The sequence below is a fragment of the Paraburkholderia caledonica NBRC 102488 genome (genome assembly GCF_000685095.1).
GTDB classification, from domain to species: Bacteria; Pseudomonadota; Gammaproteobacteria; order Burkholderiales; family Burkholderiaceae; genus Paraburkholderia; species Paraburkholderia caledonica.
On sequence record NZ_BAYE01000034.1, the window covers coordinates 18,843 to 30,936 of the forward strand.

The 12,094-nt window shown below is 61.0% G+C and carries 12 protein-coding genes; 6 read left to right on the forward strand and 6 right to left on the reverse strand.

Going from position 1 to position 12,094, the window contains the following annotated elements:
• Window positions 1–197: 197 nt before the first annotated feature.
• From BCA01S_RS32045 to BCA01S_RS32060, 4 genes are read right to left on the reverse strand one after another with little or no spacing between them, the layout of a single operon-like run.
• Window positions 198–641 carry a MaoC family dehydratase gene (locus BCA01S_RS32045; protein WP_027780387.1) on the reverse strand — a complete coding sequence of 148 codons (444 nt, stop codon included), beginning with the start codon at window positions 639–641 and terminating at the stop codon, window positions 198–200.
• Window positions 638–1,831: a CaiB/BaiF CoA transferase family protein gene (locus BCA01S_RS32050; RefSeq protein WP_027780388.1), complete on the reverse strand. Its 1,194-nt coding sequence runs from the start codon at window positions 1,829–1,831 to the stop codon at window positions 638–640. Before BCA01S_RS32050 ends, BCA01S_RS32045 begins: the two co-directional genes overlap by 4 nt.
• A 44-nt stretch (window positions 1,832–1,875) precedes the next feature.
• On the reverse strand, window positions 1,876–3,021 hold the full coding sequence (locus BCA01S_RS32055; RefSeq protein WP_027780389.1) for an acyl-CoA dehydrogenase family protein: 1,146 nt from the start codon (window positions 3,019–3,021) through the stop codon (window positions 1,876–1,878).
• Between the two features lie 44 nt (window positions 3,022–3,065).
• Window positions 3,066–3,491, reverse strand: a complete 426-nt coding sequence (locus tag BCA01S_RS32060; RefSeq protein ID WP_027780390.1) for a MaoC family dehydratase — start codon at window positions 3,489–3,491, stop codon at window positions 3,066–3,068.
• Window positions 3,492–3,913: 422 nt separating this feature from the next.
• Here BCA01S_RS32060 and BCA01S_RS32065 point away from each other — a divergent pair, with 422 nt between their 5' ends.
• The 6 genes from BCA01S_RS32065 (at window position 3,914) to BCA01S_RS39685 (ending at window position 9,353) form a co-directional block, all read left to right on the forward strand.
• Window positions 3,914–4,945 (forward strand): TRAP transporter substrate-binding protein, encoded by a 1,032-nt coding sequence (locus tag BCA01S_RS32065; protein ID WP_027780391.1) that lies wholly within the window; start codon window positions 3,914–3,916, stop codon window positions 4,943–4,945.
• 12 nt (window positions 4,946–4,957) lie between these two features.
• Window positions 4,958–5,491, forward strand: a complete 534-nt coding sequence (locus tag BCA01S_RS32070; RefSeq protein WP_027780392.1) for a TRAP transporter small permease — start codon at window positions 4,958–4,960, stop codon at window positions 5,489–5,491.
• Between the two features lie 11 nt (window positions 5,492–5,502).
• Window positions 5,503–6,774, forward strand: coding sequence for a TRAP transporter large permease (locus BCA01S_RS32075; protein ID WP_027780393.1), 1,272 nt, complete (start codon window positions 5,503–5,505; stop codon window positions 6,772–6,774).
• Window positions 6,775–6,881: 107 nt separating this feature from the next.
• Window positions 6,882–7,718 carry an enoyl-CoA hydratase-related protein gene (locus BCA01S_RS32080; RefSeq protein ID WP_062860195.1) on the forward strand — a complete coding sequence of 279 codons (837 nt, stop codon included), beginning with the start codon at window positions 6,882–6,884 and terminating at the stop codon, window positions 7,716–7,718.
• Window positions 7,719–7,898: 180 nt separating this feature from the next.
• Window positions 7,899–8,162 (forward strand): CoA transferase, encoded by a 264-nt coding sequence (locus BCA01S_RS39315; protein ID WP_027780395.1) that lies wholly within the window; start codon window positions 7,899–7,901, stop codon window positions 8,160–8,162.
• 966 nt (window positions 8,163–9,128) lie between these two features.
• On the forward strand, window positions 9,129–9,353 hold the full coding sequence (locus tag BCA01S_RS39685) for an ATP-binding protein (protein WP_084167055.1): 225 nt from the start codon (window positions 9,129–9,131) through the stop codon (window positions 9,351–9,353).
• Window positions 9,354–9,544: 191 nt separating this feature from the next.
• Here the strand turns inward: BCA01S_RS39685 and BCA01S_RS35880 are convergent, their stop codons facing one another.
• Together BCA01S_RS35880 and BCA01S_RS32100 are read right to left on the reverse strand one after the other, a co-directional pair.
• A complete protein-coding gene (locus BCA01S_RS35880; protein ID WP_156955147.1) occupies window positions 9,545–10,273 on the reverse strand; it encodes an MBL fold metallo-hydrolase in 729 nt (242 codons plus the stop codon).
• 309 nt (window positions 10,274–10,582) lie between these two features.
• Window positions 10,583–12,049 (reverse strand): N-acyl-D-amino-acid deacylase family protein, encoded by a 1,467-nt coding sequence (locus BCA01S_RS32100; RefSeq protein ID WP_027780397.1) that lies wholly within the window; start codon window positions 12,047–12,049, stop codon window positions 10,583–10,585.
• Window positions 12,050–12,094: the final 45 nt, after the last annotated feature.

Consider the following 12,094-nt stretch of genomic DNA (forward strand, 5'->3'; position numbering starts at 1 on the left):
TGATTTGTCTCCTGCATCCAGCGCACTTATGAGCTCGCTTAGCCAGTTGACTCCCCAGTTAAGTCGAGCGTGCTGTTTCTCCTTCGCCGTTCGGCATCGAAAGTATAAATGCAACTAGCAAAGCGGCGTGACGGCTGTTGTCGAAACCCGCACGGGTTCGTCCTCGCGTGTGGATTTTCAGCTCAGTCTGTGTCAGCTCATTGGAAGCGCAATTCCTTCAGCGCCGACAGTCCTGTCAGCACCGGTTTGCCGTCCTGATTGCGAACCATCGTGTCCATAACGAGGATGCGCTTGGCGGGTTTCTTCTCGACTACGGTCACCTGGATTTTGATCGTATCGTCGATAAAGACGGGCCCGAGAAAGCGCAACTCCTGTCCGACGTAGACGAAGCCGGGACCGGTCAACCCGGTGTGCGTCGTCGACACCAATGCCGCGGTCAGCAGGCCGTGCGCCACGCGCTGGCCGAATGGCGTGTGGGCCGCGAAGTGCTGATCCATGTGCAGCGGATTCAGGTCGCCCGACAGATGGCCGAAAGCGTTCACGTCACTTTCCGCAATGGTACGCACGAGGATCTGGCAGCGGCCAATCGCGATATCGTCAAAGCGCAACATCTCCTGGCTCTGATTCAGATGAGTGTTCATGCGGTTCTCCGCTCGGTCAGCGCTGTGCCGGCTTCGACCAGCGTATCGATTTCGTGCGGCTCGTAGCCCAGTTCGGCAAGCACCTCGCGGGTGTGCTCGCCTTGGCGCGGCGGCTGACGGGTGAGCGGTGGTGCCGCGCCGTCGTATCGAACCGGATGCGCGAGCAAACGAATCGGCCCGGCCTGCGGATGCTCGACCTCCATGATGATGCGGTTGTGCGCCACTTGCGGGTCGGCCTCGACGCGATCGTAATCGTTCACGGGCGCGTACCAGATGTCGTGCTCGTCGAAGGTCGTCATCCAGTCGGCCGTCGTGCGCGTGGTCAGCGCGTCGTACACGATGCGGTTCAATTCGTCGCGGCGGCGCACATTGTCCTTTGGGTGCGAAAACTCGGCGAGCATGGGCTGAGACAAGGCCGCTGCGAGCTTCCCGGTGGGTGTCAGCGAAACGGCGATCCAGCCGTCGAGAGTCCGGTAAATCCCGTAGGGTGCCGGATGGAACCGGCTGCCGGTCGGCGGGTTTGTGCGCGGCCAGAGTGGCCCCTTGTTCAGGTAGTAGGTGAACGGCTCAATCTGAAGATCGAGCGCCGCGTTGAGCAGATTGCTTTCGACCAACGTGCCTTTGCCGGTCCGTTCACGCGCCTGCAAGGCCGCGACGACGCCGAAGGCTGCCAACGCCGCCGCGTGCTGGTCGACGATCGCGGATCCGACTGGCGTGGGCGGGGAATCTGCTTCGCCGGAGAGCATCGTCATGCCGCTGATGGCCTGCAGCAGCAGGTCCTGCCCTGGCCGCTTGAGATAGGGTCCCGATGACCCGTAGCCGGTGCACGAACAGTACACGAGCCGCGGATTGATCTCGCGGACATCGTCGTAACCGAAGCCCATGCGCTGCAGGACGCCCGGGCGGTAGTTTTCGATCAGGACATCGGCTTCCTTGATCAGCCGCCAGACGACCTCTCGCGCGCGCTCGTCGCGCAGATCCAGCGAGATGCTGCGCTGATTGCGATTGCCGAGCAGGAAGAACATGCTCACCCCTTCGACATACGCATCGAAGCCGGTCCAACTGCGCTCGAACGCGCCGCCCGGCGGTTCGATCTTGATCACATCCGCACCGACGTCGGCTAACATCTGCACGGCGGCGGGGCCCTGCAAGAAGTGAGTAAAACTCAATACCTTGATGCCTTCCAGCATGACTTGTCTCCTGAGCGCGTGTTCGTATCTGTTTGACTGAGGGCTCAGGCAAGCAGGTTTCGCGAAATGATCATTCTTTGAATCTCCGAGGTCCCCTCGACGATCTCCAGCACCTTGGCGTCGCCGAATGCGCGCGACACCGGGTACTCGCTCATCACGCCGTACCCGCCATGTATTTGCAACGCCTGATGCGCCGCCTCCATCGCGCGCTCGGTGGCGAACAGCTTGGCCATCGACGCCTGCTGATCGAAGCGAACGCCCGCATCTTTCTGCGCGGCGGCATCGTAGAGCATCAGCCGCGCGGCGTGCGCGTGGGCCGCCATGTCGGCGATCTTGAACTGCAGCGCCTGGAACTCGGCGATCGGCTTGCCGAATGCGCGCCGCTCCTTCATGTACGCGATCGACCGATCCAGTGACCCCTGAAGGATGCCTAGCGCGAGCGCGCCGATCAGGATTCGGCCCGTGCTGATCTGGGCGAGCGTCTGTCGCAAGCCCGCACCGCGTTCGCCGAGCAGGTTGGCGGCCGGGATCGCGCAGCGCTCGAAGTACAACTCGTAGGTGCTCGATGCGCGCCAACCGATCTTGCGCAGCTTGCGCCCGTAGCTGAACCCGGGGGTGCCGTTGGGCACGATGAAGTTGGAAATTTCCTTGCGGCCGTCAGGGCGCGTACCCGTTACCGCGGCGATGACGACCGGTCCGGTCACTTCCGTGCCGGAGTTGCTAATGAAGGTCTTTGATCCATCGATGATCCATCGGTCGCCTTCCAGGGTAGCGCGCGTCGCGATGTTGGCCGCGTCGGAGCCCGCATTGGGCTCCGACAATCCGATCGCGCCGACTTTGCGGCCGTCGAGGATAGGGCGCAAATAGCGGTCCTTCTGCTCATCGGTGCCATAGTTAGAGAGCAGACTCGCGACCGTCGAATTGGCCATGAGCGAGTTGGAGATTGCGCAATCCACCCGTGCGAGTTCTTCCAGCACGATCACATAGGAAAGCCATTCGCCACCGCCGCCACCCCAACTCTCCGGATAGGGCAGGCCGGCGAAGCCGAGCTCGCCGGCACGCTTCCAAATGTCGTAAGGAAAGGCTTCCGCTTCCCAAAGCCCCTCCGAGACAGGAGCGATTTCGTTTTCCGCGAAACGGCGCACGGCGTCACGTATCGCGGTGTGTTGTTCGTTTAACCAATGCGGCATGTTCGACTCTGTGAAAAGCGGGAGAGGTTAAAGGTAGCGCTGTGTTACAGCACCTTCAGATAGGTATCGCCAGATGCAACCACCGTGCCGTCCTGGCGCGTGACCTCTGCGCTGAACACGCATACGTTACGATCGTCGTCCTTCTCGCGCAGCGTGAGCCGGGCAGTGACCGTGTCGCCGATAAATACGGGCGCGTTGAACGTGATGTCATAGCGATAAGAAACCGCACCGGGGCTCGGCGCCCTTTGCGCCATATAGCCCATCACAGTCGATAAGAAGCCGACCGACAAACATCCTTGCGCGATGCGCTTCTCGAAGCGCGTGGTTTTGGCGAATTCCTCGTTCAAATGCACGGCATAGAAATCGCCGACGATCCCGGCGAAGCCATAGATATCGAATTCGGTTACGGTCTTGGCAAAATCGGCAGTGTCGCCGACCACGTAACAATCCATGTGCGGGCGTTTGGCCATGGTGGTCCTGACAGTGAGAGTGGGTTGAGGAGCCGCCCCGTTCCTTGTTGATTGGGGCCTGCGGGCATGGCTCAAATTTAATCAGTGCGGGTTGCTGACCGTTAGGACGGTTTGGGGGAATGCTTGTACTTTTTTGAACGCACACGCGCAGTGATTTCAGTCTTCGCCCGATCCGCAAGGCGCCCGCGGATAGCCTCCGCTCAGCCCTTTGTCAGTATCGCCAAGGGTCTTCCCCCCGTGCGCCGGATAAATCGCCAGACAGTCCGGGAAACGCTTGCTATCGAAGACGGCGTAAAAAAGTACAAGAAATCGGGCGACCGGTCCTAACGCCCGCTGCGTGCACTCGCGAATACTTAAAGCGCCTGCAGACGGATCGGCCTGATGCGGCGCGAAAATTACATTCCAGTACGGAAGGAGACGAAATGAAGTCATTGTTTATCGCGCGCCGCGCAGGACGCGCCGTGATGGTAGGTACGCTGCTCGCAGCAGGCGTCGTCATCGCAAGCGTTGCCCGTGCCGACGAGCCGATCGTCATGAAGCTCGGCCACACCCTCGCTCCGGACAACCACTATCAGCTGACGGCCCAGGTGTTCGCGAAGGAGGTCGCGCAGCGAACCCACGGCAAGGTCAAGATCGAGATCTTCCCGCAGTCACAGCTCGGCGGCGAAGTGCAGATGGCGCAAGCGCTGCGCACCGGCACCCAGGAGCTCATGATTTCCGCCCAGGCGCCGATCGGAAACACGATCAAGCAGTGGCAGATCTTCGATACGCCTTATCTCTTCAGCAGCATCGACGACGCCAACCGGGTTCTGCAAGGACCGGTCGGCCGCAAGTTCCTCGACATGATGCCGGCGGTCAATGTGATCGGCCTGACGTGGCTGTCGGTGGGCGAACGCAATCTCTTCACGGCGAAAAAGCCGGTTGGCTCGCTCGGTGACATGAAGGATATGAAAGTGCGAGTGATGCAGAGCCCCGGCTATATCGCGGGCTATAAGGCTCTGGGCGCAAACCCGACGCCGCTGCCTTATAACCAGTTATTTCTGGCGCTTTCGCAAGGTCTGGTCGACGGCGGCGATACCTCCCCGGAACAGTTCATCCAGGACAAATTTTCCGATGTCGCCAAGCATTACTACCTGACCCACGTGAACTACTTGCCTGTCGTGCTGGCAATGAGCAAGAGCGCCTGGACGCGTCTTTCGCCTGACGAGCAGAAGGCGTTCAAGGCCGCTGCCGCCGTCGCCGCGGACTACGACGTGAAGGAATACAAGCACGAATACGACGACGCGCTCGCCACGATGAAGAAGAACGGAACCCAGGTGAGCGGGATCAACACTGCGCCTTGGGTCGCCGCGACCGAAAAGGCGCGCCAGAGCCTGTTCAGCGACATTCCCGATGGCCAGGCGCTTTATCAGGAAATCGAGGCGGCCGACAAGCCCGCGGTCGCTTCGAAATGAAGGGAGAGTGCGATGGAAAAGCTTGCCCGTAATCTGCTGTTGATCGACGATCTGGTCCTGAAGATCACGCTGTTCCTATGCGGTGGACTGCTTCTCACGATGGTGCTCGTCGCCGGCCTCGGGGTGGTCTTTCGCTTCATCCTGCACAACTCGCTGTCGTGGTCCGACGAGCTCGCGGCTTATCTGTTCGTGTGGCTCACGTGTCTCGGTGCGGCGGCGGGCGCCAAGCTGCGGGTTCATCCGGAAGTGAGGGTACTGGCCGATCGTTGCCCGCCCGCCTTCGCGCAGATACTGGCGGACCTGACCGACTGTGTCGTCCTCGGGCTCGGCGTGGTGTTCGTCATGTATGGCGGCGACATGCTGGAGCTGATGGGCACCGAAACGGCGACCTCTCTGCCGATCTCGATGGTGTACCCATATCTTTCGATTCCCGTCTGCGGCGCGCTGCTGGCCTTTCATTCCGCGGTGCGAATCGCGGTTTCCCATCTCGCGCCCGGCGCGCAAACGAGGCCCTCTCTGTTGCAGGGCGTCTCTGAACATATCTGAGGTGAATCAACATGTGGGCACTCGCTCTAGGCGCCGGATTTCTCGGCTTGGGTGTACCGGTGGCCATTTGCATCGGCATTGCCGCGACGATTGCATTGACGCTGAATGGAACCCCGCTACTGGTCATTCCGCAGCAGCTGTTTGCGAACCTGAACAATGTCAGCCTGCTGGCCATCCCGTTCTTCATGTTGACAGGCGCCATCATGGATGCGGGCGGCGTCTCGCGCCGGATCATCGACTTTTCGCAGGCGCTTGTCGGGTTTATGCGCGGCGGCATCGGGCAGGTGACGATCGTTGCCAGCATGTTCTTCGCCGACCTCTCCGGTTCGGCGACTGCGGACACCGCGGCGATCGGCTCTGTCATGATTCCGGGGATGGTCAAGCAGGGCTATTCACGCGCGTTCGCAGTGGCGTTGCAGTCGGCAGCGGGCTCGCTCGGACTACTGTCGCCCGTGTCGATGAGCATGCTGGTGTATGCGTACACCGCCAATGTCTCGGTCGGAACGATGTTTGTCGCGGGCATCGTGCCGATGCTGCTGGTGGTCGTTTCCTTCATGCTCGTGAACTACCTGACTGCCGTGCGCCAGAACTACACGGCGGTCGAAGCGTTTTCCGCCGCACGGCTGTGGGCCACTTTCAGACAGGCGATTCTGGCACTGCTGACTCCTGTGATCATTCTGGGCGGCATTCTCGGCGGCGTCTTCACGCCAGTTGAGGCAGGCGTCGTCGCGGCGGTCTACGTGACGCTGGTGAGCGCCTTCGTCTTCAAGTCGCTCAAGCTGTCGCACTTCAGGGAAATTCTCACGCGCACGGCCATCAATACCACGCGAGTATCGTTTCTTCTCGGGCTCGCGTTCGTGCTCGGCCGCTATCTGATCGAGGCGCAAATCCCGTTGCACGTCGCCAACAGCTTCCTGGCCGTGACGACGAGTGCGTTCGTGTTGCTGATCCTGATCAATCTCTTCCTTCTGGCAGCTCACACGGTGCTGGAAACGATCTCGAGTATCGCGGTGGTGATCCCTGTGTTTCTGCCGCTCGTCGTGCAGATGCATATCGACCCAGTGGTGTTCGGCGTCATCGTACTGATCAACTCGGCCATCGGCATCAACCTGCCACCGATCGGCTTTTGCCTCTTTACGGCTGCATCGATCGGCGGCGTGTCCGTCGAAAAAGCGACTCGGGCGATCCTGCCGTTCATCTTCGCGCTGGCGATCGACCTGCTGCTGATCATTGTCTTCCCGCATATCCCACGCTTCCTGCCGAACCTGCTGGCAATCAAATAACACGAGGACGATGGGCCGCCGGCTGCACGCGCCTGGCCCAATCTCAAGGACTCCGTGCGGCGACTGTTCGCACGCAACGAAGCGATCGAATTACCGAGAGGCTCATCATGAACACGGCTCACACCGAAAAACGAAGCGGCGCGGCGCCGGTCCCGCTGGGGGTATGCGAGGACCTGCAGTACCTTAAGCTGGAAAAACCCGCCGAGCTCGTCTGGTTGATCACGTTGAATCATCACGACAAGCGCAATGCGCTGTCTGTGGCGCTGCTGGCGGAACTGGCGCGCGTGCTCGCGGCAGCCGAAGTCAGCGACGACGTTAGGGCTGTCGTGCTCACCGGCGGTGAGCGCTTCTTCAGCGCGGGGGCCGATATTGCCGACATGGCGGCGCGTGGGGTCGCAGCGTATGCGGACCCGGTGCGCCTCGCGAGCTGGAAGGCGATCGAAATGTTTCCGAAGCCGCTGATCGCGGCAGTCAACGGTTTCGCCATCGGCGGTGGCCACGAGCTGGTGATGCTGGCCGATATCGTCGTCGCGGCGGACGACGCGGCCTTCTCGCAGCGAGAAATCGTGATCGGCGCGCTCCCGGGCGATGGCGCCACGCAGCGCCTGCCGCGGGTGCTCGGCAAGCCACTGGCGATGAAACTTGTGCTTACCGGCGAGCCGCTGACGGCAGCCGAGGCCGAGCGCCACGGACTGGTGACCGAGGTCGTCACGCCGGCTCGCAGCATCGCGCGTGCTATCGAGATCGCATCGCTGATCGCCGCCCGCGCGCCGCTCGCGGTCCGACTGGCCAAGCGCGCGGTGCTCGATTCGTTCGAGACCAGCCTTCAAGGAGGCCTGGAGCGCGAGCATCAGGTCAATCTCGACGTGTTCAAGACCGAGGATCGCGCCGAAGGCCACCGCGCATTCGTTGAAAAGCGGCCGCCGCACTTCAAGGGCCGCTGATCGCTGGTGCGTCGCACATGCGTCTTTTATTGGCCATTGGCAACGCTTGCCTTCAGTTCTGACCGGCAACGAGGCAGTATCCATGCCGCGGCCTTTCGAGTATTCAGGGCGACGCGGAGTTCGGCAGGGCCCCGGTGCACCCTCGCCAGATAGCCGGACTCACGACCTAACGGAGATTGCATGAACGGGCTGAACCGTATCCGCATTCTCAGCTTCAATCATTTTCTGATGGGACCGTTAGGCGTGCAGCACGTCGCCGATTGCGGGGCCGAAGTCATGTCGATCGAACCAGTTGACGGCGCATTCGAGCGGTTTGTCGCATCGCCCCAATCGCTGATGATGACAGAGCGTGAATTCTCCTACCGGCGATCCCGCACTCGTCCGGGCGGCCGTTTTCGATCTGCTGCATCGCGGTCGCATCCGGTCGCTCGAGTTACGCACTGAAAGCCTGACGTTGCTAACGCGCTTCGTTGCGATACAGGCCGCATCATGAGCCGCCGCAGACCCGAATTTCAGACGCTGGATGAGACATGGCCGGGATTCGTGAAAAATCCGCCACATCTCGGTCTAAACTGCTGATTTGAATACGAAATCAATCGTCGGGTCGAGAAAGCGTCGCGTACGCCGCTTGCGTTCGCGTGTTGACTGGTGACGATTATTCTCAGCACGGTTGTACGGAAGATTCGAGGCGCAGCGCTATCGCGCCAGCGGCCTGAATCTAGTGAGCGCCGCGATTGTGGGGTGGGTTACCGTCTATATCGAGCGGGCCGTCCTTCCGCGCGACAATCAAGATACGGCGCAACAGTCGCGGAACCTCCAGCCGGTCCCGGTGCGCCATACTGCAACTACCTGCAACTGATCGATGGACCAGAATGGAACCTGATCCGTGTGTGGTTTATGGATAAGGGCGTCATCATGCGAACTCCGGCCGGGTGTCAGGATCGTTCTTGCCTCGGGATACCCGCTTCCTGCCCTGAGGGCCGAACACGGTCATCTCGACGACTTCACATTTATCCATAAGCCCTACCGGCTGGCCGACCTGGTCCGCACGCTGGGCATGGCCACGTAGCCCCCGGCGGCGCTTCCGGTTCGCTGACACCGCCCGTGCTGCTGATGGTCGGGCGTCCGGATGGCAGGGACAGAATCCGCATCGCCGATCCGATTGGCTGTTCTTGATGGCGATGCGTTCGCTAGGCGCACGGTGAGCGGGGGTCTGCCTTGATAGAATTCCATCCTCGGGCGGGTAAGTCCGTGAGCGCTGTCCCCGCTTGTGGCTGCACCAGCCACAGACCGATCATTCCAGCGGGACCTACCACACCCGGCAAATCCCAAGAGCATTTTGGATCTTCCAAGGAAAGGCATGCGACTGTCTGATTTTATCCTGCGCGATATGGCCGACATCCTGACTCAGTGGGAGGCGTTCGCCGTGACCTTACTGCCGGCGGCGGCAAGCATGGATTCCAGCGCGGACCGGAGACCGGCGCAGCGCAGGATGGCAGCCTCGGTCTCGGACTGTACATTTCCCGGGAGATCGCCGCAGCTCACGGCGGCACGATCGAGGTGCGATCGGACGAACAGGAGACTGTCTTCACGGTGAGCCTGCCGCGGCAGGCAGTTGCCCGACGAGAGCGGTGATGAGCGTGAGTCGCTGCCGGGGCCAGCCTTTCCGTGCATAGCCGTCGAATTGGTCTGACCCACGCGGGACACGATCCGGTGCAGATCCGCAGACCTCATTTATCGTCGTCCAGGCAAGGGCGCTCGTAGCGGTGTTCCCGGACAGGCAGTCCGTTCAGTTCGTTGGCCTTGGGTCAAGCTCGGTGACACCATCATTGTAGGGAAGCGGTGCCCATTGGTATGCGCCATGAACCTTCCTGACATGACCCAACCCCGGGGAAGGAGATGTGATCGGAGGCAACCGCAATCCCGCTAATTGCTGCTTCGCGGAGCAACTTCTCGCGGCTCATCACCGCCTGCGCCGGGACGACGTCATACGCTACCGATACATCGGGATGTTCGAACTGCACTTCCGACGAATGGATCGTATCCCCCCAAAACAACATCTTATGTCCGTCGCTTTCGACGTAGTAGACGGTGTGGCCCGGCGTGTGGCCTGAGGAGGCGACCCCTTTGATTCCTGGCAAGATCTCGCCATCAGACGTCAGGTAGTGAACGCGGTTTGCGTCGACGTAGGGGCCAACAGTTGCCCTGGATTGCTCGACTGTGCGACGGTCATCTGGTGCTTCAAGTCTGTTGCCTTTGTCGAGCCAGTAATCGACGTCTTTCTTCGAGACATACACGGTCGCGTTCGGAAAAACCATTCGGCCGCCTACCGTCAGCCCGCCGGAGTGATCGCCATGGATGTGAGTCAGAAGGATTGTATCGATTTGATCCGGGCTGAAACCCGCCGCCTTCATGCTGGAAACAAGTTTGCCGCTATCCGGACCGAAGAGTTCGCCGGCGCCCGTATCGATGAGCACCAGGTGGCTGCCCGTGTTGACTAGGTATGCATTGACCGAGATAGGAATCGGTTCCTGCTCATCGTAGCTCGCGATGATGGATTGGACTTCCTTTTTTTGCTCAGGATGTCGCCGAAGTCACGCGGTGCGACACCGTCTGACAGCGCGGTTACCTGGAACCGGCCAAGGGTGCCTCGATAGAAAGACGGTGCCTGAGAGAGCGCACTGTCGCCTCCATAAGCGCCCACCGCCGTAGCAAGTGCCGCGAAGCTTAAGCCGAGAAGATTCGATAGGGTCTTCAAGAGTTTCATGGTTCGACTCCAGAGTAGCCTGTGAATGCCGGGGTCTCCGGCGGCGGACTTTCCCGCGCCGATTCCGCTAGTGCTGTGTTGAGGCCGCCGGGTGCGGTCAAGCGGTTCGTCGTCTGAGAACACGGCCTGCTCGCTGCCCCGTGTGGGCGCCGCCTGCGAACGTGACCTCGCCGTTGACGATAACGGTCTCGATGCCCGCGGACGCTTGCGCAGGATCTTCGTAGGTTGCCCGGTCACCGACCGTGGCCGCGTCGAACACGACGAGGTCGGCGTAGTTGCCGAGTTCGACCGTACCGCGCCGCTGGATGCCAAAGGTTCTCGCCGTGAGGCCCGTCATTTTCCATACGGCCGTTTCTAGCGGAAAGAGGCTGAGTTCCCGGCAATAACGGCCGAGCACACGCGAAAATGTGCCCCATAGGCGCGGGTGCGGCTTTTCACTACTCGGCAGACCGTCCGAGCCGATCATTGTTTGCTCGAACGCCAATATGCGTTGGACGTCCGACTCATCCATGCTGAAATAGATCGCGCTTGCGGGCTGCAAGCGCTTGGACGCTTCCGCAAGTGAGACGCCCCATAATGCTGCGATATCCGCAAGTTCACGGCCGACCAACTCGGGGTGGGCTCCGCTCGATGCAATCCGCACGCGGCCCCGCAGACGCGTTTCGTCCTGATGAAGCATCGTCGAGCTCGCGTCGTAAGGGTAACAGTCGAGACCGACGCATTGGCATCTCATCGCAGCCTCGATCATCGGCAGCGTAACGAGCGACTTGCCAAAGTTCTGCTCGCGCGCCAACTTGTGATGCGAGATGATGACGGGGATGCCAAGCGTCCGCCCAATTCGCAGCGTTTCCTCAATCGATTCGACACACCGGTCGGCTTCATCCCGCATATGCGTCACGTAGATGCCACCTTTCTCGGCGAGCGGCTTGCAGACGCTGACGATTTCATCCGTCGTAGCGGCTGCTGCGGGCGGATAGTACGTCCCAGTGGATAGCCCGACCGCACCGGCATCCATCGCTTCCGCCAATAGAGCCCGCATCGCCTGCACCTCGTCCGCGCGCGCCTCGCGATCGAGGGCATCCATCGTCGACACGCGCAACGTCGTATGTCCGACCATCGGTATGACGTTGACCGAGGCGGGTGACTGCTCGAGCGCCGTCAGATAGCTGTCGAAGCGGGCAAAGGTGGCGGCTTCGTGAAACTCACGGCTTGCAATCAGGCTGAGCGGCATCGGACGTTTCGCCCCGCTGGTCAATGGGGCCGTGCTGACGCCGCAGTTGCCCGTGACGACGCTTGTCACGCCTTGCGAGATTTTTGGCATCATCTGCGGATCCAGCAGCAGGGCGGCGTCATCGTGACTGTGCGAATCGATGAATCCAGGGGCGACGATCTTTCCCAACGCATCGATAACCCGCTCGGCGGACAGATGCGACGCATCGCCGATAAAGACCACCTCGCCGCCCGCTATTCCGACGTCCGAATCGTATCGAGGCCGTTTTGTTCCATCGATCAGCGTTCCACCGCGGATCAAGGTATCGAGCTTGAAATCTTTTCGCTGGGTCATGCGATTCACTTCCACGAGTGGGGGAAGGCGCTTCGGGCCTTCGTC

Coding starts and splice junctions, on each gene's coding strand:
- BCA01S_RS32045 (WP_027780387.1), bottom strand. CDS start 641: ATGAACACTCATCTGAATCAGAGCCAGGAGATGTTGCGCTTTGACGAT.
- BCA01S_RS32050 (WP_027780388.1), bottom strand. CDS start 1,831: ATGCTGGAAGGCATCAAGGTATTGAGTTTTACTCACTTCTTGCAGGGC.
- BCA01S_RS32055 (WP_027780389.1), bottom strand. CDS start 3,021: ATGCCGCATTGGTTAAACGAACAACACACCGCGATACGTGACGCCGTG.
- BCA01S_RS32060 (WP_027780390.1), bottom strand. CDS start 3,491: ATGGCCAAACGCCCGCACATGGATTGTTACGTGGTCGGCGACACTGCC.
- BCA01S_RS32065 (WP_027780391.1), top strand. CDS start 3,914: ATGAAGTCATTGTTTATCGCGCGCCGCGCAGGACGCGCCGTGATGGTA.
- BCA01S_RS32070 (WP_027780392.1), top strand. CDS start 4,958: ATGGAAAAGCTTGCCCGTAATCTGCTGTTGATCGACGATCTGGTCCTG.
- BCA01S_RS32075 (WP_027780393.1), top strand. CDS start 5,503: ATGTGGGCACTCGCTCTAGGCGCCGGATTTCTCGGCTTGGGTGTACCG.
- BCA01S_RS32080 (WP_062860195.1), top strand. CDS start 6,882: ATGAACACGGCTCACACCGAAAAACGAAGCGGCGCGGCGCCGGTCCCG.
- BCA01S_RS39315 (WP_027780395.1), top strand. CDS start 7,899: ATGAACGGGCTGAACCGTATCCGCATTCTCAGCTTCAATCATTTTCTG.
- BCA01S_RS32100 (WP_027780397.1), bottom strand. CDS start 12,049: ATGACCCAGCGAAAAGATTTCAAGCTCGATACCTTGATCCGCGGTGGA.